Annotated in this window: 22 protein-coding genes; 4 read left to right on the top strand and 18 right to left on the bottom strand. The window is 61.4% G+C overall.

Annotation, left to right across the window (positions count from 1 at the left end; translation table 11 throughout):
• Positions 1 to 18: 18 nt before the first annotated feature.
• The 4 genes from fliN (at position 19) to PZN02_RS02940 (ending at position 3385) form a co-directional block, all read left to right on the top strand.
• Positions 19 to 636 carry a flagellar motor switch protein FliN gene (gene fliN / locus PZN02_RS02925; protein ID WP_280660134.1) on the top strand — a complete coding sequence of 206 codons (618 nt, stop codon included), beginning with the start codon at positions 19 to 21 and terminating at the stop codon, positions 634 to 636.
• A gap of 27 nt (positions 637 to 663) precedes the next feature.
• Positions 664 to 1689, top strand: a complete 1026-nt coding sequence (gene fliG / locus PZN02_RS02930; RefSeq protein ID WP_280660135.1) for a flagellar motor switch protein FliG — start codon at positions 664 to 666, stop codon at positions 1687 to 1689.
• Between the two features lie 167 nt (positions 1690 to 1856).
• Positions 1857 to 2939, top strand: a complete 1083-nt coding sequence (gene flhB, locus PZN02_RS02935) for a flagellar biosynthesis protein FlhB (protein WP_280660136.1) — start codon at positions 1857 to 1859, stop codon at positions 2937 to 2939.
• Between the two features lie 5 nt (positions 2940 to 2944).
• A complete protein-coding gene (locus PZN02_RS02940; protein ID WP_280660137.1) occupies positions 2945 to 3385 on the top strand; it encodes a hypothetical protein in 441 nt (146 codons plus the stop codon).
• Positions 3386 to 3413: 28 nt separating this feature from the next.
• On the opposite strand, the gene visR is transcribed toward PZN02_RS02940, so the two are convergent.
• The 18 genes from visR to PZN02_RS03030 form a co-directional block, all read right to left on the bottom strand.
• On the bottom strand, positions 3414 to 4157 hold the full coding sequence (gene visR, locus PZN02_RS02945; protein ID WP_280660138.1) for a transcriptional regulator VisR: 744 nt from the start codon (positions 4155 to 4157) through the stop codon (positions 3414 to 3416).
• An 11-nt stretch (positions 4158 to 4168) separates the two neighbouring features.
• Positions 4169 to 4906 carry a transcriptional regulator VisN gene (visN, locus tag PZN02_RS02950; protein WP_280660139.1) on the bottom strand — a complete coding sequence of 246 codons (738 nt, stop codon included), beginning with the start codon at positions 4904 to 4906 and terminating at the stop codon, positions 4169 to 4171.
• Positions 4907 to 5760: 854 nt separating this feature from the next.
• Complete coding sequence (gene fliF / locus PZN02_RS02955; RefSeq protein ID WP_280660140.1) at positions 5761 to 7434, bottom strand: flagellar basal-body MS-ring/collar protein FliF; 1674 nt, start codon at positions 7432 to 7434, stop codon at positions 5761 to 5763.
• A 369-nt stretch (positions 7435 to 7803) separates the two neighbouring features.
• Positions 7804 to 8196, bottom strand: a complete 393-nt coding sequence (gene cheT, locus PZN02_RS02960; protein WP_280660141.1) for a chemotaxis protein CheT — start codon at positions 8194 to 8196, stop codon at positions 7804 to 7806.
• 65 nt (positions 8197 to 8261) lie between these two features.
• A complete protein-coding gene (gene cheD, locus PZN02_RS02965) occupies positions 8262 to 8810 on the bottom strand; it encodes a chemoreceptor glutamine deamidase CheD (RefSeq protein ID WP_225105539.1) in 549 nt (182 codons plus the stop codon).
• Positions 8807 to 9196 carry a response regulator gene (locus tag PZN02_RS02970; protein WP_034851752.1) on the bottom strand — a complete coding sequence of 130 codons (390 nt, stop codon included), beginning with the start codon at positions 9194 to 9196 and terminating at the stop codon, positions 8807 to 8809. The genes cheD and PZN02_RS02970 overlap by 4 nt, the downstream gene beginning before the upstream one ends.
• A complete protein-coding gene (gene cheB, locus PZN02_RS02975) occupies positions 9196 to 10248 on the bottom strand; it encodes a protein-glutamate O-methylesterase CheB (RefSeq protein ID WP_280660142.1) in 1053 nt (350 codons plus the stop codon). Before cheB ends, PZN02_RS02970 begins: the two co-directional genes overlap by 1 nt.
• A complete protein-coding gene (locus tag PZN02_RS02980) occupies positions 10245 to 11153 on the bottom strand; it encodes a protein-glutamate O-methyltransferase (RefSeq protein WP_280660143.1) in 909 nt (302 codons plus the stop codon). Before PZN02_RS02980 ends, cheB begins: the two co-directional genes overlap by 4 nt.
• The gene (locus tag PZN02_RS02985) at positions 11150 to 11617 is read right to left on the bottom strand and encodes a chemotaxis protein CheW (protein WP_280660144.1); all 468 of its coding nucleotides are present in this window, start codon (positions 11615 to 11617) and stop codon (positions 11150 to 11152) included. Before PZN02_RS02985 ends, PZN02_RS02980 begins: the two co-directional genes overlap by 4 nt.
• 5 nt (positions 11618 to 11622) lie before the next feature.
• A complete protein-coding gene (locus PZN02_RS02990; protein ID WP_280660145.1) occupies positions 11623 to 13887 on the bottom strand; it encodes a chemotaxis protein CheA in 2265 nt (754 codons plus the stop codon).
• Positions 13888 to 13906: 19 nt separating this feature from the next.
• Complete coding sequence (locus PZN02_RS02995) at positions 13907 to 14272, bottom strand: response regulator (RefSeq protein WP_065784641.1); 366 nt, start codon at positions 14270 to 14272, stop codon at positions 13907 to 13909.
• Positions 14273 to 14275: 3 nt separating this feature from the next.
• Positions 14276 to 14569: an STAS domain-containing protein gene (locus tag PZN02_RS03000; protein WP_280660146.1), complete on the bottom strand. Its 294-nt coding sequence runs from the start codon at positions 14567 to 14569 to the stop codon at positions 14276 to 14278.
• A 38-nt stretch (positions 14570 to 14607) separates the two neighbouring features.
• Entirely contained in the window at positions 14608 to 16233 is a 1626-nt protein-coding gene (locus PZN02_RS03005) for a globin-coupled sensor protein (protein WP_280660147.1), read from the bottom strand.
• Between the two features lie 677 nt (positions 16234 to 16910).
• The gene (locus PZN02_RS03010; RefSeq protein ID WP_280661368.1) at positions 16911 to 18305 is read right to left on the bottom strand and encodes an FGGY-family carbohydrate kinase; all 1395 of its coding nucleotides are present in this window, start codon (positions 18303 to 18305) and stop codon (positions 16911 to 16913) included.
• Positions 18302 to 18616 (bottom strand): L-rhamnose mutarotase, encoded by a 315-nt coding sequence (gene rhaM / locus PZN02_RS03015; protein ID WP_280660148.1) that lies wholly within the window; start codon positions 18614 to 18616, stop codon positions 18302 to 18304. Before rhaM ends, PZN02_RS03010 begins: the two co-directional genes overlap by 4 nt.
• 10 nt (positions 18617 to 18626) lie before the next feature.
• Complete coding sequence (locus tag PZN02_RS03020) at positions 18627 to 19631, bottom strand: ABC transporter permease (RefSeq protein ID WP_280660149.1); 1005 nt, start codon at positions 19629 to 19631, stop codon at positions 18627 to 18629.
• The gene (locus PZN02_RS03025; protein ID WP_280660150.1) at positions 19631 to 20611 is read right to left on the bottom strand and encodes an ABC transporter permease; all 981 of its coding nucleotides are present in this window, start codon (positions 20609 to 20611) and stop codon (positions 19631 to 19633) included. The genes PZN02_RS03020 and PZN02_RS03025 overlap by 1 nt, the downstream gene beginning before the upstream one ends.
• Positions 20608 to 22119, bottom strand: a complete 1512-nt coding sequence (locus PZN02_RS03030; protein ID WP_280660151.1) for a sugar ABC transporter ATP-binding protein — start codon at positions 22117 to 22119, stop codon at positions 20608 to 20610. The genes PZN02_RS03025 and PZN02_RS03030 overlap by 4 nt, the downstream gene beginning before the upstream one ends.
• Between the last annotated feature and the right edge of the window lie 91 nt (positions 22120 to 22210).

Raw genomic sequence — 22210 nt, forward strand, 5'->3', positions numbered from 1 at the left:
AACTGGAATAATTCGCACATGGCACCCAAGAAAGCAGCACCCATCCAAGAACAGGCCGCCTTCGCCGTCGAAGACACGGAGCTCGACCAGGCGATCGACGACCTGCGCGGCGTTCTCAAGAAGGATGGCGAGCAGGCGACGGATTTTGGCGCCGACTTCGGCTCCACCGGGGCGCTGGACATGACAACAGAATTCGGCGGCGACTTTGGTGGCGCCACCGATACCGCAGGCGCATTTGGCGGCGACTTCGGGGCGGATAGCTTCGGCGGCGATTTCGCCGGTGCGGGAATGAACGGCGCCTTCAACGCCGGCGGAAGCTTTGGCGATGGCGGTTTCGATGCCGCCGAGCCGGCAACCGAATCCGCGCCCGGCAGCGGCATGACGGCCAATCTCGATCTGATCATGGACATTCCGATCGATGTTCAGATCGTGCTCGGCACCAGCCGGATGCAGGTTTCCGGACTCATGGGCCTCAGCGAAGGCGCAACGATCGCGCTCGATCGCAAGATCGGGGAGCCGGTCGAAATCATGGTCAATGGCCGGGTGATCGGTCGTGGTGAAATTACCGTACTCGAGGGCGACGTGACCCGTTTCGGCGTCAAGCTCATCGAGATCAAGGGAAGCAAGAAGTCATAGGCCCGATGAAGGGCGAGGGATAAATCCATGATGGATTTCGAAAGTTTCGGGGCGCAGACGCCGGCACATCCGCTGAGCCAGACAGACAAGGCGGCCGCCGTATTGCTTGCCATGGGCAAGTCCGTGGCCGGGAAGCTCTTGAAGTTCTTCACCCAGAGCGAACTCCAGGCGATCATCGCCGCAGCGCAATCATTGCGCTCCATCCCGCCCCACGAACTCGAAGCGCTCGTCAACGAGTTCGAGGATCTCTTCACCGAAGGTGCGGGCCTGATGGACAATGCCCGGGCGATCGAGAGCATTCTGGAAGAAGGGCTGACCCCGGACGAGGTCGACGGCCTGCTCGGCCGCCGAGCCACCTTCCAATCCTACGAAGCCAATATCTGGGATCGTCTGCAGGAATGCGACCCGGTTCTCGTCGCCCAGTCGCTCGCCAAGGAACACCCGCAGACAATTGCCTACGTCCTGTCGATGATGCCATCGAGCTTCGGCGCCAAGGTGCTATTGCAACTTTCGGAAACGCAACGACCGGATATCCTCAACCGCGCCGTCAACATAAAGAACGTGAGCCCGAAGGCGGCCGGCATCATCGAAGCGCGCGTGATGGAAATGATCGACGAGATGGAAGCCGAGCGCAACTCGCCCGGACCGGCCAAGATCGCCGAGGTCATGAACGAACTCGAAAAGGGACAGGTGGACACGCTGCTCGCCTCGCTCGAAACGATCAGCACCGACTCGGCCAAAAGGGTCCGGCCGAAGATCTTCCTCTTCGACGACATTCTCTTCATGCCGCAAAGAAGCCGCGTGCAACTGTTCAACGATGTCTCCACCGACATCATCACGATGGCGCTTCGCGGCTCGGCGCCGGAACTGCGCGAATCGATTCTCGCGTCGATCGGCGCCCGTCAGCGCCGCATGATCGAATCGGACTTGGCTGTCGGCGATGCGGGCATCAACCCCCGCGACATCGCGATCGCCAGACGGTCGATCACGCAGGAGGCGATCCGCCTCGCCGCCAGCGGACAGCTGGAGCTCAAGGAAGCGGAGGCCGCCTGAGGCCTGTCGCCACCGCAACTTTATAATTCCTGTTGACCCGGCCCCGCCTACGTCGACAGACCCTTGCGCGCCAGAGCTTCCAGGTTCACGACAGCGGGAGAGCATCGCCGCAGGTTTGCCTGATCCGGTGACGTTCGATCGGGAAATCGCCGGGAGCTTCCTGTTTCATGTCGGAAGATCAGGACAAAGACAGCAAGACCGAGGCGCCATCGGAGAAAAAGCTCTCCGATGCCGCCGACAAGGGCAACGTCCCATTTTCGCGCGAAGTGACGGTGTTCGCCTCGACGCTCGCGATCTATATCTTCGTCGTGTTCTTTTTGTCGGATGGGGCGGTCAGCGTCGCGGAGGCTCTCAAGGACATCTTCGAGCAGCCGGAAGCCTGGCGGCTGGAGACATCGACCGACGTCGTCGCGCTGATTTCGCACATCATCCTGAAATCGGCGGCGCTGCTCGTCCCGATCTTCGTGCTGCTCATCATCTTCGGCGTCGGATCGTCGATCTTCCAGAACCTCCCCCGTCCGGTTCTTGATCGCATTCAGCCGAAGATGAACCGCATATCGCCGGCGGCCGGCTTCAAGCGCATCTACGGCGTGCAGGGATTGGTCGAATTCGGCAAGTCCTTGTTCAAGATCGTCGTCGTTTCGACCATCGTGGTCCTCGTTCTGTGGAACGATTATTTCGCCGCGCTCGATCTGATGTTCTCCGATCCTGTGATGATTTTCACGGCAATGACGTCCGACCTCAAACAGATCATGATCGTCGTCCTCTTGGCGACTGCCGTGCTTGCGATCGTCGACCTCTTCTGGACCCGGCATCATTGGTACACGGAATTGATGATGACGAAGCAGGAGGTAAAGGAGGAGCTGAAGCAGTCCCAGGGCGACCCGATCGTCAAGTCGCGGTTGCGCTCGATCCAGCGTGACCGGGCGCGCAAGCGCATGATTTCCTCGGTGCCGCGCGCCACATTGGTGATCGCCAACCCGACGCACTACGCCGTCGCCCTGCGTTATGTCCGCGAAGAGAACGAGGCACCGGTCGTGGTCGCCATGGGCCAGGACCTGGTCGCGCTCAAGATCCGTGAACTTGCCGAAAAAAACGGCATTCCGGTCTTCGAGGATCCGCCGCTTGCGCGCTCCATGTTTGCACAAGTCTCGGTGGATAGTGTTATTCCACCGGTGTTTTACAAGGCAGTCGCCGAACTTATTCACCGGGTTTATGCAGCTCAGCCGCAACAAAAACGGGTGACGTGACCTCGATGAAAAAGTGCGAATTCTCCGAAAAACGCGAGCAGATAGTGGCGGAGGCAATCCGTCCGGTGGCGACGGAACTGCGTCTGGTCGACGCTGCGGACTTCATCGCGCTCTTACGGTTCGAGTCTCATGCGAGCCTCGCTGACCTCGTGGAGTCTGCCGCCGAGCTTTACTTCCTCCCCGGCACGGTGAATTTCGGCCTCGGCGGCAATTACAATCTGGATTGGGACAGCAACCCCGAGATCGTCCTCGACCTCGAACTGAAGCCGCGCGGCGTCACGGTCTACGCCCGGCTGACCCTCGGCAACGACACCGCCGGGGTCGAGATTAGCCATATCAGCTTCCAGCAGCCTTCCACGGATGCGGACGAAAATACTGCCTTCCTCGCGAAAAGCCTGGAAGAGGCGAAATTCGTCAAATCCTATGCCCTTCCGCTCGCGAGCTAGGACCGAAAAGCCACTGCGCCGAAAGCCGTCAGGCGATATAGCCAAGGCGTATGGCCTTGGCGATCGCCTGGATGCGATTGACGGAATCGAGCTTCGTCGTCGCCGCCCCGAGATAGGCGTTCACCGTGTGCACGGAGAGGCCCATCTTCTCGGCGATTTCCTCGCTGATGTGGCCGTCGCCGGCCATCTGCAGGCAGGCGATCTCGCGATCGCTGAGTGCTTCCGCTTGAAACAGCCGCCTTTCGTCTGCCGCAAGCAGATCCGTCATGATGTGGCAGCTGTGCGCGTGCAGATCGACGACCTGCTCGCTGGATGCATCGATATAGCTGCCGGTAAAGACGACATAGCCGTTGCCCTGGGCGCCGAGCCGGACCGGAAAGGCTATTCCCGAATAGGCGAGTTTTCGCCCCGTCAGCCGTTGCGCGAACGGGCGGAAATCGGCGGCTTCGGCGGCCTGGTGCTCACCAAGACCATCCCAGAGGATCGGCAGCAGAGAACGATCGAGATGTGCGAGCAGTTCTTCGCCATAGACGCCGACGAGATCGCGGGCGTTCGCCTCACACGCGGCACCCCAATTGTGAAGCACGCAGGTTAGCTTGCGCGCCGCAGCCGTACCTCTGCCGTTTACGCGCAGGACAGCGAAATTCTTCGCGTTGATCTGCCGCTGCATCGCCTGCAGCCGTGTGACCAGCGTCGCTGCACGCGCAGCTCGCCCATTCCTGCCCAGTCGGCCATCGTCGTCGGGGCGACCACCTGTGACGAAATGAACCATCGGCGCCTCCCCTAAACTAGATTGTTGCGAACGGCATGGGCGATCGCTTCCGACCTCGTTCGCGTTGCAGTCTTTCGCATCACGCTGGTGATGTAGTTGTTGATGGTGTTGCGGGATATCCCGAGAATGACGGCGATCTCGTCGCTTGTCTTTCCTTCGGCGATCCAGAACAGGCATTCGATTTCGCGCTCGGTCAATTCGCATTCGCGCTCATGCCGTGCGTCGACGCTGGTCTTGAGGCTTGCGATATAGGCGGCAAGCAGCGCGATATCGCGCAATCCCTCCCGCGACAGGATGACGTCCGCGGGGAACAGGAGCATGAGCGAGAACCGCGCTCGTCCGACGTTGAAAACAATGGCGCAGTATTCCCGGCTGACCCCGCGAGGCAGGTCTATATCGTCCGGCATCGTGTGAAAGCACGGCTGCAGTACCGTGAGGCACTTCTCAAGCTCGGTCGTCTTGGCGTTCAGGCCCACGACGATTCCCGCCAGCCGTCGCACGACGTCAAACGGCCAATCGGAGCAGACGACGCTGTCAAGCCCGCCGTCCTGGGAAAGCTCGTGGCGCGCAAGCAGATAGTGGGTCGCACCAACATAATCCGTCAGCGTCGCAAGTGCGTTTGCGAAACCCCCGCGTTCGGCGGTTTCGGCGAGTCGCCGGATCAATTGTTCTCTTGAAACTTCCCGACCGCCTCTATGCGGCGCCGCCGTCTGCAAAGGCCAGACGGCCCCTGCCTGCGAAATGTCCATAACTTCAGCCCCCGTGCCGAATTCGACGCCCTGGACATGCGCTTGTTATCGCCGCCGACAGCCCGGCCGGAACCGATATTCACCGCCATCCGCAAATCAGGACGCGAATCAGTTCCTAAACTGTACATCGCGTCCGCGGAAAAGCCATTGGCGCCTTCCAGGCGTTTACTTCGGCACTGACCGATGAAATCCTTTGCGCGCACCTGCCTCGCGACTGATCAGGTAAAGACCGGGCCGAAAGCGTTGCGGGATATACCACATTGATATGCAATATTTTTTTATGCGATTTCGTTGCCTCGACAAGTCACGAAGGCGCGCCTTGGCCCCGACTTAGGCGCGTTTTTTAGGGCGCGCGAACCTGTCTTTTTGCACAAAAGCTTCCAACGAATTAAAAGTGGAACTTACTTTACGGTCGTGCCTGTTGCCGAAATGCATCAACTAAGCTGCAGTCTGAGCCAAGGAGCTTCATGAATAGAAAACCACGAGTTCTCCATTTTATTTGGAATCATCGAAACTATATTTGACGAAAACTCAGCATTGGACGTAGAGATCATCAGTAGATGCACCTTCGGTCGGGGCACCGACCGCGGCCCCGAATCTATAAAGGTTGCTTTATTGTTAATTTTCATGCCGGACGTCGCCGCCAAGACTCTATGGGTTGCGGAGGATTCTTGATGTCGAATCCCAAGCCGGTCGCCAATACACGCCGGACTCAGCCAATATTTCGACCAGAGCCACAATTCGCATTCGGGACCTTCGGTGCGTTACGCTGGGCGGAGCTGATCTGGCCGCACAAGAAATCCCGCCACTCGGGCGGGATTTCTGCGATATGCCGGTTGCCTTGCGACTGTTCGTCAGGCGGCGCGATCGAGGGCCCATTTGCGCAGGATCTTCGCCGCGCGTTCCTCGCTGATCTCCACCATGCGGGCAAGCCGCCGTTCCGGTCCTTCCTTGACGCGCCGGTTGAAGTTGCCCTCCTCGCCGAGGTTGAGCAGGTCGTCGGTGCTGTCGAAGCCGAAGTCCGCACCGAAGCCTTCCATGAGCGCACCCCCGGCACCGGCACCGACCGGCGAGAAGTCGGGCAGTTCGAGGCCTGCCGCCTCGCTTTCCAACTGGCCTGCCTTGCCGCCGAAACCCATCTGGCGAGCGAGCGGCCGCATGCCCATCCAGACAACCAGGAAGGCGACGGCAACGAAGGCAAGCGAGTTGATGATGCCGCCGAGATTGCGCGTCAGCATTTCCATGACGCCCGGGCCGGCCACCGGCTGGTCCAGGAGTTGCGTCTCGACGAAATCCATCGCGTTCAGCGTGACGACGTCGCCGCGGTTTGCGTCGACACCAGCGGCCGACGAGACGATCTTCTGCATTTCCTGGAGATACGCGTCGATCTTTACCTGATCAGCCGGTTCTCCCACCATCGCCGCGAGACGACCGCGGTTGACGACGACGGCGATCGACAGCCGCTCGACAGAATAGCTGTTCTTGACGGTGGCGATCGTCTTGCTGTTGATCTCGTAGTTGGTCTGCTCTTCCTTCTTTGCCGCCTCGTCGCTGGACTGCGGACCGGCGCCGCCGCGCGGTGCGGCCTGGGGCACGTTCTGCTGCACGGTCGCGGCATTGTCCGGCTGCTGCTGGCTGGACTTCTGCTCTTCCTTGGTCACGCGGGTCGAGCGCTCGACACGCGACTCGGGGTCGAAGACGGTTTCCTGGATCTGTTGCGCATCGGTGTTGAGCGTCGCCGTCACGCTCGTGCGAAAGTTGTCCATGCCGAGGAACGGTGCGAGCGCATTGTCGATCTTCTTTTCGAGATCCGTCTGGACATTCTGGACGACGCCGAGCGACTGGGTGAGCGCGCTGTTCGCCGGGTCATCGCCGGAGGCGAGAAGCTGCCCAGTCGAGTCGAGGATGGTGACGTCGTCGACATCGAGCCCCGGTACGGACGATGCGACGAGATGGCGGATCGAGGACGCGGCACCGCGGCCGACCGTTGCGCTCGCGCGAATCATCACCGACGCCGTCGGCGTCTGGTCGGCTTTGCGGAAGCTTCCGCGCTCCGGCATCACAATGTGCACGCGTGCGGCGGCGATGCCGGAAATCTGCTGGATGGTCCGGGCAATTTCGCCTTCAAGCGCACGAACGCGCGTCACTTCCTGCATGAAGGAGGTGAGGCCTAGCGAGCCGACATTGTCGAAGAGTTCGTAACCGGCATTGGCGCTGCTGGGCAGACCGCGTTCAGCAAGCAACAGGCGGGCCTTGCCGGTCATCCCGACCGGAACCTGGATGCTGCCGCCATCGGACCCGACATCGAAATCGATGTTCGCTTCGGCGAGCGCAATGCTGATCTGGGTCACATCGCTGCGCTCAAGGCCGACATAGAGCGTCTCAAAAGAAGGCCTGTTGACGTAGATGCCGGCGGCAAGGACGAACCCGACCGCAACGATACCGGCTACGGCGAGCGCGATCAGTTTACTTTGCCCCAGACTGCCGAGGTTTTTCGTGAACGTCGAGAATTGATCGAACAGATTCATTCTGTTTCCGCACCCAGTATCGCAAGACGGCCGGCCGGTCATCCGGCCAGCGCCATGCGCAGATCCAACATTCGGGTTCGCTGGGTATCGGCTTGCGCTTCAGCCGATGTCCAATACGCGCGAATCTACCAGCCCCGGATGCGAAGCTAGGCGGCGAAACTTGCGCGAACTTGACGAAGAACAGGGAGAATCCGTCGAAGGGGTGCGACCACATCTCCCAGCAAGCGGGGCGAAGGAGACTCGCGGCGGCCTCTTAAGTCCCGTCTCCCAGTCCTGCTCAGGAAAGGGCTGGTGTGAAGGGCAATCCTCATGAATTTGGGATCAGGGGCAAACCCGCCTCGGTTACTCGATTAAATCACGTGATCGACGTCAAAACGCTTCGAAGTCGCCCGAGGCTTTCGTCAAAGGCTGCGAGTGGCCGTGGCGCAGCATGCCGCTACCGAGGGCCTTTTTCATATCGGCAAGCTTGATCAGGTTGACCGCAGTCGTAACGTCCACGAGCCAGGTGTCGGGGATGGATGCCGTGATCGTATCGATAAATTCGGCCAGCCCACGCGTCTTCTGGACGGCCAGATCAATGCCCTGAAGCACCATCATCTGCTCGGACGCATCCGACGAGGCCACGCCGCGATTGCCGTAGAGCTGCGGCTCGATGCGTTCGATGAGATAGGCGACGTCATGGAGCTCCGTGACGATGCGCATCAGCACGCCGGGCAAGGATTCTTCGGCGTGAGGCGTATGGCTCTGATAGTCGATCTGCATGGTCTGTTCTCACGTCGTCTGCGAATTCGGAATTGCGTTTTCCTGCCGCCCATGGGCAAGCACGATCAGAAGAATTCGATCGAGCTTTCCACCGGCTTCGGCACGGATACGGGGCGCTGGTCCATCTGCATCGCCCGTTGCGCTTCCATCCCCGTCAAAGCGTATTGGCGGGCACGGCCGGAGGATGGCCAGTATTCCAGCTTGCGGCCGTGCTCCCCGCCTGTGCTCTCGCCGACGATGCGGATGCCTTCGTCCAGCAGGAACTGGCGTGCAAAGGCGGCATTCTGCTCACCGACATTCGAGAACCTTGCAATCGTCTTGGCGCCACCGAAGATCTTCGCTTCCAATCGGTCGCGACGCGCTCCCTGCTTCAGCAGGCCGTTGATCAGGAGTTCCATCAGGTGCACGCCATAGCGCGTGGCATCGCCGCCGGTTGTCGCGGAGCCGGGCAACAGGAAATGGTTCATGCCGCCGACACCGATCACGGGATCGCGCAGGCAGGCGGCAACGCAGGACCCGAGAATGGTCGAAAGAACGATATCCGGATCGTTGACGACCTTGAACTCGCCCTGGATGACGTGTACGCGCCTGCCGGCAGCAGCCGCGGTCATCATTTCAGTGCCCCGAACACGGCCTCGATTGCAGCCTTCATCTTTTCGATCGTGAACGGCTTGGCGAGAACATTGTTGGCACCGAGTGCAGCTGCCTTCTGCACCAGCGCGCGGTCGCCCTGCGCGGTCAGGATGATGAAGGCCGCCTTCTTCGTCGTCGGGTTCGACCGAACGGCCTGCAACAACCCCAGGCCATCCATCTTCGGCATGTTGAAATCCGAGATAACCAGATGGTGCGGGTTCTGGGCCATGATCTTCATGCCCTGCTCCCCGTCGCCGGCTGCAGTGATCTGCTTGAAACCAAGCTGCTGCAGGGCGTCGCCGAGCAGCAGGCGGCTCGTGACCTGATCGTCGACGATCAGAACTTTTATTTTTTCGGCGATGGACATTATTCGCTTCCTTCTTTTCGGGCTGCTGCGGTCTTCAGGATCTCCTCCCCGATCGATCCGAGGGGGAGCTGCGTTTCGACAGCACCCAATTCATAGGCAACTCTCGGCATGCCGTAGACGACACAAGTCTTTTCGTTTTGTCCGAAGGTGAGTGCTCCGGCATGTCGCATCTTAAGGAGGCCGGATGCGCCGTCGCGGCCCATTCCGGTCAGGATGACACCGATCGCATTGCGGCCCGCGAGCTCGGCGACCGAATCGAACAGCACATCGACCGAAGGGCGATGGCCGTTGACAGGGGCGCGGTCGACGAGGCGGCAGCAAGGCGCGGCGGCATTGGCCACCTGAAGGTGGCGTTCGCCGCCCGGTGCCAGGTAGATCTTCCCGATCTCAAGACGGGCGCCGTCGGTCGCCTCCTGAACGGACGGCGCGCAAAGGCGATTGAGCCGCTCCGCAAAGCTCCTGGTGAAAGTGTGCGGCATATGCTGCGTGATCACCGTCGGAGGGCAATTGGCCGGAAACTTCTGCAAGACGGTGATCAGCGCTTCGACGCCGCCGGTCGAGGCTCCCATGGCGATGATCTTGCGGCCCGCCCGGTATTCGGCATTTGCGTTCGCGGCGGCCGGCACCGCCGCCTTGTTGCCAGTGATGATGTGTTTTCGCTGGGAGCGGGCGGCCGCCTTCACCTTGTCTGCCAGGTCGCCGAAAGGATTCGGGTCGCCGGGATGCGGCTTGCCGACACAGTCGAACGCACCGATTTCGAGCGCGGCGATCGACGCTTCCGCGCCCTTGTGCGTCAAGGTCGAGACCATGATGACCGGCATCGGGCGCAGCCGCATGATCTTGTCGAGAAACTCGAGCCCGTTCATGTTCGGCATCTCGATGTCGAGGGTGACGACGTCGGGGTCAAGCTGCTTGATCGCCTGGCGGGCCTCGATCGCATCGGCCGCTTGACCGACGACGGTGACGTCCGGATCTGCATTGAGCACGGCAGTGATCAGGCCGCGCATGGTGGCCGAGTCATCGACAACGAGAACGCGCGCGGGAACACTCATGCCCGAACTCCATGAAACTTGCCGGTATGGCGATAGGTGGTGATGCCGATATTGTCGAACTTCGACTTGGCGTCTCCCGACACGCGCTCCGAATGGCCGATGTAGAGATATCCGTTGGTGTCCAGCACGCCGGCGAAGCGCGACCAGATCTTCATCTGCGTCGGCTCGTCGAAATAGATAACCACATTGCGGCAGAAGATGACGTCGAAGGGCCCTTTTACCGGCCATTGCGCCATGAGGTTGAGCTCGTTGAAGGTGATCAGCCGCTTGACGCGATCGTCGATCTGCCACTTGACGCGGCCGCCGACATTAACCTCGCTGAACCACTGCTTGCGCATGGCGGGGTCGATCGTTTCCAGCGCCGTGGCGTCGTAGGCACCGGCCCGGGCGAGTGCCAGGATCTTCGGATCGATATCCGTCGCGAGAATGCGGAAGTCATAGTCCGCCGCGTTCGGCAGCAGCGACAGAACCGTAAGCGCGATCGAATAGGGCTCCTGACCATCCGAGCACGCAGCCGACCAGATGCGAACACGTCCACCATTCTTCGCGCGGGCGATGAGGTCCGGCAATACGTCCGTCTTCAAGTGTTCGAAGTGGTGGTTTTCGCGAAAGAAGCGGGTGAAATTCGTCGTCAGGTGCGAGAGCATGTCGCGCCGGGCCGCGGCGCCAGCCGGCGAAGCGACGAGTTGGCAATAGTCGCGAAAACCCTTGAGCCCGAGATTGCGGATGTGCTTCGACAGCCGCGAATAGACGAGCGACGCCTTGGATTCGTTCAGATAGATGCCGGCGTCGGCATAGATCATCGCAGCGATTTCGTTGAGATCACGACGCGTCAGCGGATACTCGCCGCTTGCAAGGCATTCGTCCGGCGACAGTTTCTGTTCGAGAATGGCCTGAGCTCTCATGCCGCCTCCCTTTCCTCTTGGGGGAAAACCGCTTCGAGTTCGACCAGGCAGATCATCCGGCCTTCGATCGCCAATACGCCTCGGGCAAAGCTCTTCTCGAATTCGGACGAAATGTCCGGCGTCGGCTGGATCTCATCGTCCCTGACGGTCAGGATATCGGACACTGCGTCGACCAGGAGCCCCACCACCTGATTCTTCACCTGAGCGACGATGATCACGTGCCGAATGGTCGGTTCCGCGGGCTTCATGCCGAGACGCGCGGATAGATCGACGATCGGCAATACTGCGCCGCGCAGATTGATCACGCCGAGCACATAGGATGGCGCATGCGGCATCGGCGTTGCCGGCGTCCAGCCGCGTATTTCGCGGACCACCATAATGTTTACGCAGAATTCCTGATCTCCGACGCGGAAGGCGATGAGCTCCCGTCCGCCAGTCGTCAGATTTTTTGCGGCATAGGTCATGAGTATTATCCGGCTGCAGCAAGTGACATTTCAGGTTTCAGGGTTTGCCCACGCGAGGCAGCGACGATTGCGTCGACATCGAGGATGAGCGCCACGCGGCCGTCGCCAAGGATGGTCGCCGCCGCGATGCCCGGAACATGGGTATAGTTTGCCTCCAGGCTCTTGATCACCACCTGTCGCTGCCCCTGGATTGCATCCACCATCAGGGCGCGCTGGCCGCCGCCTTCGGACTCGACGAGCAGTGCCACACCGTCGACTGGATTGGCCTGCGTCGCGCGGAAGTTGAGGATACGGCCGACATCGACCAGCGGGCAGAATGAGTTGCGGATCGAGATCAGGCGCTGGGTGGAGCCGAAGCTATGGATCGCGGAGGCCTCGGGCTGAAGCGTTTCAACGATGGCAGTCAACGGCACGACCAGCGTCTGGTTGGCGACTGTCACCACCATGCCGTCGAGGACGGCGAGCGTCAGCGGCAGGCTCATCGTGAAGACCGAACCCTGCCCGGGCTTGGACGAGATGTTGATGCGCCCGCCGAGCGCCTGGATCGAGCGCTTGACGACATCCATGCCGACGCCGCGGCCGGAAATGTCGGAGATCTTGTCGGCGGTCGAGAAGCCCGCATGGAATATCAGGTTGTCGATTTCCTCGTCCGAGAGGTTGGCGTCGGCAGCGATGAGATCGTTGTCGATCGCCTTCTGGCGCACCTTCTCGCGATTGATGCCCGCGCCGTCGTCGGCAAGCTCGATGACGATGCGACCCGAGCGGTGCTTGGCCGTCAGGCGCACGGTGCCTTCGGCGCTCTTGCCGGCGGCAAGCCGTTTTTCCGGTGTTTCGAGGCCGTGGTCGACGGCGTTGCGGATCATATGCGTCAGCGGTTCGGCCAGTTTGTCGATGACCGTCTTGTCCACTTCCGTGTTCTCGCCCTCGGTGACGAGACGAACGGACTTGCCGGTCATGTCGGCAATTTCGCGGACGATGCGCGACATGCGCTGGAAGACAGGCTTCACCGGCTGCGCGCGGATCGCCATGACGCTGTCCTGGATCTCGCGGGTGAGCTGTTGCAGCTCCTCGAGACCCATGTTGATCGATGACGGACCATTCGTGTCGTTCTCGATCACGCTCTGCGATAGCATCGCCTGATTGATGACGAGTTCGCCGACGAGGTTGATCAGACGATCGACGCGATCGAGGTCCACGCGGATGGTCGGGGTCGCGGCCGAGGCGGCCTGCTGGGCGGCCGCGCTGGCCGCAGCCGTCGCGTTCCTCGGAGCTTCCGCAGGAGCCCGGGTAGAGGACTGGGCCATCTGCAAGACATTGCTCGCGGTCTCAGCCGCCGAAACGGCCGCATCGCGGTCGCGGCTGGCAATTTGCTCTTCCTCTTCAGCCGAACCGGCCGGTGCCTCGTCCAGCAGCGAGAGATCGAAGGGAACGGGCTGCATCGGCAGCTCCTCGCGCGCATCGACCGCGCAGCCGCCGGCCAAAGCGATGTCGAGGTCGCAGTCCCATTCCGCGAATTCGAACACAGAGCGGATCGCGTCTTCGCCCTTGTCCGTCTTCAGCGAAATCTTCCAGGAGAAGTAGGCAGCCTCCGGATTCATCCGGTCGAGCGGCGGCATGCCATCCATATCGCAGTGAATGCTCATCTCACCGAGCCGCGACAGGTCGCGCAGAAGCAGCGTCGCATCATTGCCCTTGGCATAAAGCTCGGATTTCGGGCTGAAGACGATCTCGTAGCAGGTCGCCTCGATCAGGGCCGGTTCGTCCGCCTCGAAATCCTCGAAGGAAAAGGCGACGGGCTGAAAGCCTTCCTCATTGACTGGGGTCGCGGCAATGGGCGCGGGAGCTGCAGCCTTGGGCGCCGGCTCGGCAGCCGACGCCTGCGGCAGCTCGCCATTCGCCAGCGCTTCGAGTTCCTTGATCAGTTGGCGGCTGCGGGCCTCATCGACGCTGCCGCCGTCGCGGGCAGCATTGGTGAGGTCAGCGAGCACGTCCGCCGACTTCAGCATGACCTTCAGAACGTCCTGATTGGGCTCCAGCCTGTTGGATCGAACGCAATCGAGCGTCGTCTCGAACACATGCGCGAACGACACGAGATCATCCAGCCCGAACGCGCCGGCGCCCCCCTTGATGGAGTGCACCGCTCGAAAGACGGCGTTGACCGTTTCCGGATCACGATCGCCGTCGTTGAGCTTCATGAGACCCGACTCCAGTTCCGCGAGTTGCTCCTCGCATTCCTGGAAGAAAATCTCTTTGATTTCGTTCATATCCATTGGAGGCTGTCCTCGGATTTCAGGCCGTTACGCGCTCGATCGCATCGATCAGCTTGGTCGGGTCGAACGGTTTGACGATCCAGCCGGTGGCACCTGCCTGCCGCGCACGGTTCTTCTTTTCGGCATCACTCTCCGTGGTCAGCACGAGGATCGGCACGGCGCGGTAGCGGTCGTTCTTGCGCACGCCCTCGATGAAACCGAAGCCGTCGAGACGCGGCATGTTGATGTCGGTGACGATGACGTCCGGATTGGCTTCCTCGAGGACCTCGAGGCCTTCGACGCCGTCCTCGGCCTGGATCGTTTCGAATCCGGCATTGTTGAGCGTGACGAGAAGCATGTTCCGGATCGTCCGGGAGTCGTCGACAGTCAGAACTCTCTTCTTCATTTCTCAAATCTCCTTTGCCATCAGGGGATCGATGTCCACGCCGATGAGCTGTGTCGTTTTAACGAAGGCGTCCGACACCTTTGCAAAGGTGAAAGACAGCTGCTGCTCTTCCCAATTTTTTGCGCCGGCGACCAGCACCTGAACGCAGAGCGCTCCGATCCGCTCGACAGCGGAGGCGTCGATAGCGACCGCGCTGCCTTTCAGCGCCAGCAGCTTTTCATGCAGCGCCGTCGCCTCATTCAGATCGAGCACAGGAGCGAGCCTGAGCGTCTTCTGAGCGGTCTTCTTGCTGGCCATTCCGGTTTCCTCGCCTGCCTGCTTTAAAATGCCCAAGGTTAGTAGCGCCGTCCCACGACATGCCGCTCCGAGACAGCACCCTCGTCGAACAGAGCGCCCGCGTCGTCGTCGCCGGCCTGCGCCGCCGCGTGCTGCGGTGCGCGCGGGAGTACCGGGCTGCGCGTCGCCGCAGCGCGTGCCGCCTGATGCCGTTCGAGACGGAATCTGCGGATCGCCTGCCCGAGTTGCTCGATGATCCCATGAAGGTCGCCCGACGAACTCGCCGCGCTATCCGCCAGCGCCGCGCTTTGCTGCATCGCTTGCGAGATACCGCCGATTTCGGTGGTGGCGGTACGAAGATCGCTCACCTGATCTTCGGCTTGGCGGGCGATGCCCGAGACGGCCGCGTTGATGGAAATCACCTGCTCCACGATGCTGCTGATCGCATCCTGGGTCCGGCCGACCATCTCGACGCCGGCCTCGACCTGGGCCTTGGTTCCGGTAACAAGCTGCTTGATCTCGCGTGCCGCCTCGCCGGAGCGCTGAGCAAGTGCGCGGACCTCTTGGGCGACCACCGCGAAGCCGCGGCCACTCTCGCCGGCGCGCGCCGCCTCGATGCCGGCGTTGAGAGCCAGCAGATTGGTCTGGAAGGCAATCTCGTCGATCACGCCGATGATCTGACCGATCTTTTCGGCCGACGCCTCGATGTCCGCCATGGCCGAAATCGCCTGACCGGCAATCTCACCGCTCCGCTCGACAGCAATGCGCGTCTCGTTCGCCCTCGCCTCGGTTTCACCGATGCGGGCCGAACCGGTTTGCATGCGTTCGGTCATGCCGCCGAGCGTCGCCGCCTGACGCGAAAGTGCCTCGGCTTCACCTCCAGCCCTGCCGGAGAATTCAGCCGCGCGGGCGTGCAGATCCGAGATCATCGCTTCTGCCGCTGCGCTGCGCTCGTCTGCGGATTGCAGGGCCGCCTGAATCTGATCCAGGGACGCATTGAGGCGTGTGACGATTGGTTGATATGCATCCGAAGCGCCTTCCGGCAGTCGGGCAGCAAGATCACCGTCACCAAGAGCCTGCAGAAAGTTTGCGAAAAGATCGCTGACTTCCGTCTCGTCGTCCCGGCGCTGCTCGGCGAGTTGCCGCTGATGCTGCTGCCTGAGCGCGTTGAAACGCAGCGACACCGCGATCTCGGTGTCGACGAAGGTGGTGCGCACGAGCGCGGCGACGAGATTGCATAGTTCCTTCTTCCGCGCCTTGCCGAAGGGAAGGAGTGAGTTCGGCCACGCATCCTCGATGAGGCCGGTCAACAGATGCTCCAGCACGACCGCGTGACTTGCGACCTGCCAGCGCGGGTCTAGCCCCATGCGGCCTTCGGTATCGGCCAACACTTTCACGCGCTCCGCATAGAGCCCGTCGAAGCGGGCGTCGGTCAGCACATTCCAATGCGACGATTGCAGATCGTGCAGGCGATCGAGCTGACGATCACTATCGAAGTGGCTGGCGGCGTAGGTCTGGAACCGATGGAAGAGGTCCCGAAGCGCAAGGTCGATGCGTGGCGAAAGGCTCTCGCGATGTTGGCGCAGCAGCGCGCAGCCGTCTTCGTCGAGCCCGGAAAAGCGCAGGCGCTCAAGCAAGCTGCCTGCTTGGCCCTTTCTTGCCTGTTCTGACGCGTCCTGCCTCACACTAATCCCCGGCTACTGCAATCGAAACTCGCCTGGGGAGGTCCGGCCAGCCAAACGGCCGTCGGTGGTCACGCCCGATCGATGCGATCAGCGCGCCGCAGCGTCTGCCATCGTCCATCCCGCAAGTAATTTCGGTGAAGAATAGATACCGGACCGGAACCGGTACGGCGGTGCGGCGTCATGCCTTGAGGAGAACCTGAGACTTTCCCATTCCGACGTGTGCGACCATGTTTATGGTTAATTCGTTGCTTGAAAGTTAACGCTTCCTGGCCCGTAATCGGAATCGCTAAAATTCGCGGAGAACTTGTAGGCCGTCGCTTTTGCAATGCAACGGGCGGTATATTCGATCAAAACAACAACAGGTTTTCAATCACAAGAGTTTAGAATTGTGCTTCTACTTGCCATAGCGTATCGAAGCGAAAGTGGAAAAGGCGCAGACCGCCGGCAGTAACTTTCACACGGGCTGGGCGGCATCATGATGGTGCGCCGACGGGAAATGAACAATGATTGTTCTTGGAATAGGCGCCGCCATCACTGCAATCCTGACAATGACGGCAATTTCGATCGTCATCAATCTTGAACATAACCGGTCGCTAAACCGGACCGCCGTTTTCTGATCGATTTGTTGCAACGCAGCCGCTCTACTTCGCGTTACATCACATTACATTGGGTAGATGTTAGGCCTCGGCTACGCGCTTTACGTGCGCCGCAGTGAGCGCGCGCCATTCCTCAGCATAGTCCGCATAGCCATCCGAGACGCTACACGTGAAGCGCTCCGCTCCGGTGTGGACACGAATGCCGGTCACGAGACAGGCCGCACCAAGGCTGGTCCCGGTGGCACTGTGACTGTCGGCAAGGATCTCTCTGCCCGTGGCCGCAGCAAGCATCCGCAAATAGGCGGCGTTGGCGGCGAAGGGCCCTTCGACGACGATCTCTCCCCTTGCTCCGATGAGATCAAGGCATGTCGTCGTCATCAGGGCGAGATGAAAGGAAACGACGGCAAGCCGCTCAGCCGGAGCAAGCGCTCTTTCGTCGGTCGTCCAGCGCGCGGTGGCCCAAGGGAAAGGGCCGGAGCCGACAGGCACCGACGGCAGCAGCATGTGGCGCGCAGCCAAGACCTTGCTTTCCACCTCCAGCGAACCGATGGGTGGTTTCTCCCCGACAAGCGTCGAGAAGGCGCGGCCACCCATGAAACGGGCCGAGGGTACCAGATCGCCGAGTGCGTTGACGTTGATCAGCGTGTCACGTTTCTCGTCGAGATCCACCCTGTCGCCGCCGACCGAGAGGATGACGACCCAGGTTCCGGTCGAGACGACCGAAAACGGCGCGCTGCGGGTCAGCAGATGCGGCAGTAGCGAGGCGTTGGAGTCGTGGATCCCGCAATAGACTGGCAGATTTTGCGGCAGGCCCGTTTCATCGGCCAGCTGTTGCAACAACCCGCCAAGCACGTCGCTCGCCTTGCGAACGGGCGCGAAGAGTTTGCGCCAGCCGAGTGCCTCGACCATCGAGGAAAACGCCGCGGCTTTGGGATTCCAAAGGTCGGTGTGGCAGCCGAGCGAAGTCAATTCATTCGCTCTTACGCCGGTCAGCCGGTAGGACCAGTACTGCGCATAAGTGAGGATCGTCGTGACCTTCGCGAAGTGCTGCGGAAACGTACGCTCCTGCCAGAAGAGCTGCGCACCGACATTCAGGCCCATCGGCAGGCGCGCTGAACCGGTCTCCGAGAACGGCGCACGAACACGGTCATAGTCCTCCGCGAGCGCGTCCGGCCCGGCGAACTCGTAATCGAGAACGGGCAGGGCGAGATCGCCGGCGTCGTCAAGCAGCACGGCGGTGGCGCCGTGCGTGGTAACCGATATGGCGTCCACCCTGTGCTCGCGATTAAGTGCAGCGAGGCTATCGAGAATGAAGCGCCAGAGACGGTCGATATCGAAGTGCGGGTAAGGACCGCCATTGACCACGCCGTTGCCCGTCTTGCGCACGGCGATTTCCTCGAACCGGTCGAGATCGACCAGCGCGACCTTGGCGTTCGTCTTGCCTATGTCGATGACAGCGACCGTCTTCATCGTCAGCTCAGATGGAAAACGGTCTTCAGCGGCATGGCCACGGGCTCGTTGTCCGCATGCGTCTCCATAATATCGGCCATGTAGGCCCACCATTTCCGCATGACCGGGTGCGAGGGAAGCTCCGCCATCCCGTGCGTATCGGTCCGCCAGAGCACGCCGAAAAGCAGATTGGTCTCTTCATCGAAATGGATCGAATAGTCGGAAATTCCCGCTTCCTTGAGCAGGACCACCAGTTCGGGCCAGATCGCGTCGTGGCGCGCCTTGTATTCGGCGGCCATTCCTGGATTGAGCCGCATGCGGAAGGCATACTTTTCCATGGATTGAACCTCAATGCGCGAGACGGCGGCGGGCACGCTGCCAAAGGATCGGCAGGGCGATGACCGAGATCAGCAGCAGGCCGATGAAGATCGACATAACGATGCCGGGCACGTTCAGGAGGCCGAAGCCGAATGTGACCATACCCATGATCAACGCCGCCAGCACGACGCCGGGAATGGTGCCCGAGCCGCCGAGGATGTTGACGCCACCGAGCACCACCATGGTCACCACCTCGAGTTCCCAGCCGAGCGCGATTGAGGGGCGGGTGGAGCCGAGACGCGAGGTGAGGCAGACGGAGGCGAGCCCTGCCATCAGGCCGGTCAGCAGGAAGAGCATGAACTTCACCCGCGCGACGCGGACGCCGGAGAACAACGCCGCCGTCTGGTTGTTGCCGATCGCATAGACGGCGCGGCCGAAATTCGTTTTGTGCAAGAGCACGCCGTAGACGACTGCGAGCACGACGAACAAGGTGAACTCGAAAGAGAAGACCCACCAGACATAGCCCTGCCCGAACCAGGCGAAGCTTTCGGGATAGCCGGTAAAGGCCTGGTCGCCGAGGACGATGAAGGAGAGCCCGCGGAAGAGGCTCATCGTACCGATTGTCACCACGATCGACGGCAGGCCGAGGCCGGTGATCAGTAGCCCGTTGACCATGCCGCAGATGAGCCCGACGCCAAGGCCGATCGCGACAAGCGCCGGGGTATCGACGCCCAATTGCACAGCGTAGCCCATTGCCGTCGAGGCAAGCGCGATGATCGAGGCGACCGAAAGATCGATCTCGCCGGAGATGATGACGAGCGCCATGGCGAAGGCAATCATCGCCTTCTCAGTGAAATTGAACGTGGCGTCGGAGAGGTTCCACGGATCGAGGAAATAGGGCGACGCCAGTGAATTGCCGAGAAAGATCGCGACCGCGACGGCAAGCAGCAGACTTTCCCAGCTCTTCAGGATGCGAGCACCGCGGCCCTGCAGCCGGTCTGGAATGTTGCGGGGAGAAAGGTGGGCGTCCGTCATCAGACCGCCTCCGCTTTTCTAAGAATGACACGGCCCTTGCGCCTCTCGGCACGGGCGTTGACGGCGACCGCGATGACGATGACCGTTCCGGAAATCGCCATCTGCGCGAAGGGCGAGATGTTGATGACGGGCAGTGCGTTCTTGATCACGCCAAGGAACAGCGCGCCGAGCACGGCGCCTGCCACCGAGCCGATGCCGCCGGCAATCGAAATGCCGCCGATGACGCAGGCCGCGATGATATCGAGCTCGAAGCCCGCGGCGATGTCGACATAGGCGACCGCATAGCGCGACACCCAGAGATAACCGGAAAGGCCGGCGAGCGTGCCCGAGAGGCAATAGGCGAAGAAGCGCGTGCGGCCGACATCGATGCCCGTATAGACGGCCGCGTGCGGATTGCCGCCGACCGCATAGAAGGCACGACCGATCGGGGTCCGACTCATCACCAGGAACATCAGCGCAATCATCAGGAGCGACAGCCACGAGAGCACCGGCACGCCCGCAAAGCCCAAGCGCGGCAGCGCCTTGAAGGCGTCGCTCATCTCGTGGGCGTTGATCCACTTGCCGTCCGTCAAAAGAAAAATCAGGCCGCGATAGATCGTCAGCGTTCCGAGCGTAACGACGATCGGGGGTATGTCGAGTTTCCAGACGAGCGTTCCGTTGATCATGCCTAGCAGGCCGCCGAGCGCCATCGCCGCAAGAATGATCAAGGGAATCGGCAGACCGGGAAAGGCGGTGTTCAACATGGCCGCGACCATGCCGCTCAGCGCAAGATTGGCGGCCATCGACAGATCGATACAGCGGGTGAGGATCACCGCCATCTGCCCGAGCGCCAGAATGATCAGAATGGAGGTGTCGTTGTAGACACGGGCAAAGCTTGCCGGAGTTACGAAAGCGGGGAACCGCAATGCGATCAGGGCGACGAGCGCGATGATGGCGACGACGAGCAGGATTTCGCGATTCTTGAGGAGCTTCGCCATCATGCGGCCCTACCGTTCGATTGCGTTTCAATGCCGGCCGCCGCGCGCACCAGCTTTTCGGCGGTCAGTTCGGCCCGCTCGAAGCGTCCGGCGATCCGCCCTTCGCGCATGACGATCACGCGGTCCGACATGCCCATGATCTCGGGTATTTCCGAGGATACCATGATGACGCTCAGGCCTTCGGCCGCAAGTTCGCTCATGAAGGCGTGGACGGCCGCCTTGGAGCCGATGTCGATACCCTTGGTGGGTTCGTCGAGAATGATGACCTTCGGCCTGGTCGCGAGCCATTTGGCGATCACGACCTTCTGCTGGTTGCCGCCGGAGAGCGTGCCGACGTCCTGGTCGAGAGAGGCGGCACGCAGGTCGAGCCGGGAGGTGTATTCGCGTGCGAGCGCGAATTCATTGGCGAGCTTCAGGAAGCCGGAGCGCGACGTGTGCGACAGCGAGGGCAAGGTGACATTCTGGAAGATCGGCATACCGATGATCGCGCCCTGCCGGCCGCGCTCCTCCGGCACGTAGACGATGCCGGCGCGGATCGCCTCGGCGGGGCTCCGGATCACCCGCACCTGTCCGTTGAGCTTGACCGCGCCGGCCGACGGTCGGGTGATGCCGATCAGCGACTGCATGAATTCCGAGCGGCCGGCGCCGACGAGGCCGTAGAAGCCGAGGATTTCGCCGCGCCTGAGTTCAAAGTTGATGTCCTCGAATTCGGTCGGGTGGCGATAGCCGGAAACGGTCAGCACCGGCTCGCCGATAGCGACCTCCTTCTTCGGATAGACGGAGCCGACGGCGCGACCGACCATCATCCGCACGAGATCGTCCTGGCTGACGTCAGCAATCAAGCCCTCGCCCACCATCGCTCCGTCGCGGAAGACGGTGTAGCGGTCGGCGATCCGGAAGATCTCGTCGAACTTGTGGCTGATGAAGAGGATCGCCTTGCCGTCGGCCTTCAGCCGTTCGATGAGCGCATAGAGCTCATGGATTTCCTTGTGCGAGAGGGCGGCTGTCGGCTCGTCCATGATGACGACGCGCGCCTCGACCGAGAGCGCACGGGCGATTGCCACCAAATGCTTCTTGGCGATGCCGAGGTCGCGCAGCCGGATCGTAGGATCGAAGTCCGCCCCTGCCCGATGCAGCAGGGCCGCAGCATCGGCATTGAGTTTCTTCCAGTCGATGAAGCCGAAGCGGTTGCGCGGCGCATGACCAAGGAAGATGTTTTCGGCAACGGAGAGCTCGTCGAAAAGGACCGTCTCCTGATGGATCGCGGTGACACCGGCGCGGGCCGCAGCAAGGGCGGTCGGGAATGTCGTTTCCGCGTCGGCGAGCCGGATGACGCCAGCGTCGGGCTGGTAGATGCCAGTCAGGATCTTGACGAGGGTCGACTTGCCCGCACCGTTCTCCCCGACGAGCGCCGTCACCGACCCGGGATAGAGCGCGAGCGAAACATCCGAGAGCGCACGCACGCCGGGAAAGGACTTCGATATGCCCTCGAGCGCGATGGCGGGCTTCATCCGCGATGTGGTTGTGTCCTGCAACAAGAGAGGGTCCACCAGTTCAGTCGTTTCAATTGCGCGGCCGTTGTTCGTTCAACCGTCTTCGCCG

The sequence above is a fragment of the Sinorhizobium garamanticum genome (genome assembly GCF_029892065.1).
GTDB classification, from domain to species: domain Bacteria; phylum Pseudomonadota; class Alphaproteobacteria; order Rhizobiales; family Rhizobiaceae; genus Sinorhizobium; species Sinorhizobium garamanticum.

Coding starts and splice junctions, on each gene's coding strand:
- rhaM (WP_280660148.1), bottom strand. CDS start 18,616: ATGGAAAAGTATGCCTTCCGCATGCGGCTCAATCCAGGAATGGCCGCC.
- fliG (WP_280660135.1), top strand. CDS start 664: ATGATGGATTTCGAAAGTTTCGGGGCGCAGACGCCGGCACATCCGCTG.
- PZN02_RS02990 (WP_280660145.1), bottom strand. CDS start 13,887: ATGGATATGAACGAAATCAAAGAGATTTTCTTCCAGGAATGCGAGGAG.
- PZN02_RS03000 (WP_280660146.1), bottom strand. CDS start 14,569: ATGGCCAGCAAGAAGACCGCTCAGAAGACGCTCAGGCTCGCTCCTGTG.
- cheT (WP_280660141.1), bottom strand. CDS start 8,196: ATGCAGATCGACTATCAGAGCCATACGCCTCACGCCGAAGAATCCTTG.
- fliN (WP_280660134.1), top strand. CDS start 19: ATGGCACCCAAGAAAGCAGCACCCATCCAAGAACAGGCCGCCTTCGCC.
- flhB (WP_280660136.1), top strand. CDS start 1,857: ATGTCGGAAGATCAGGACAAAGACAGCAAGACCGAGGCGCCATCGGAG.
- cheB (WP_280660142.1), bottom strand. CDS start 10,248: ATGAGTGTTCCCGCGCGCGTTCTCGTTGTCGATGACTCGGCCACCATG.
- PZN02_RS02940 (WP_280660137.1), top strand. CDS start 2,945: ATGAAAAAGTGCGAATTCTCCGAAAAACGCGAGCAGATAGTGGCGGAG.
- visR (WP_280660138.1), bottom strand. CDS start 4,157: ATGGTTCATTTCGTCACAGGTGGTCGCCCCGACGACGATGGCCGACTG.
- PZN02_RS02985 (WP_280660144.1), bottom strand. CDS start 11,617: ATGACCTATGCCGCAAAAAATCTGACGACTGGCGGACGGGAGCTCATC.
- PZN02_RS03030 (WP_280660151.1), bottom strand. CDS start 22,119: ATGAAGCCCGCCATCGCGCTCGAGGGCATATCGAAGTCCTTTCCCGGC.
- fliF (WP_280660140.1), bottom strand. CDS start 7,434: ATGAATCTGTTCGATCAATTCTCGACGTTCACGAAAAACCTCGGCAGT.
- PZN02_RS02995 (WP_065784641.1), bottom strand. CDS start 14,272: ATGAAGAAGAGAGTTCTGACTGTCGACGACTCCCGGACGATCCGGAAC.
- PZN02_RS02970 (WP_034851752.1), bottom strand. CDS start 9,196: ATGTCCATCGCCGAAAAAATAAAAGTTCTGATCGTCGACGATCAGGTC.
- PZN02_RS03020 (WP_280660149.1), bottom strand. CDS start 19,631: ATGACGGACGCCCACCTTTCTCCCCGCAACATTCCAGACCGGCTGCAG.
- PZN02_RS03025 (WP_280660150.1), bottom strand. CDS start 20,611: ATGATGGCGAAGCTCCTCAAGAATCGCGAAATCCTGCTCGTCGTCGCC.
- visN (WP_280660139.1), bottom strand. CDS start 4,906: ATGGACATTTCGCAGGCAGGGGCCGTCTGGCCTTTGCAGACGGCGGCG.
- cheD (WP_225105539.1), bottom strand. CDS start 8,810: ATGATGACCGCGGCTGCTGCCGGCAGGCGCGTACACGTCATCCAGGGC.
- PZN02_RS02980 (WP_280660143.1), bottom strand. CDS start 11,153: ATGAGAGCTCAGGCCATTCTCGAACAGAAACTGTCGCCGGACGAATGC.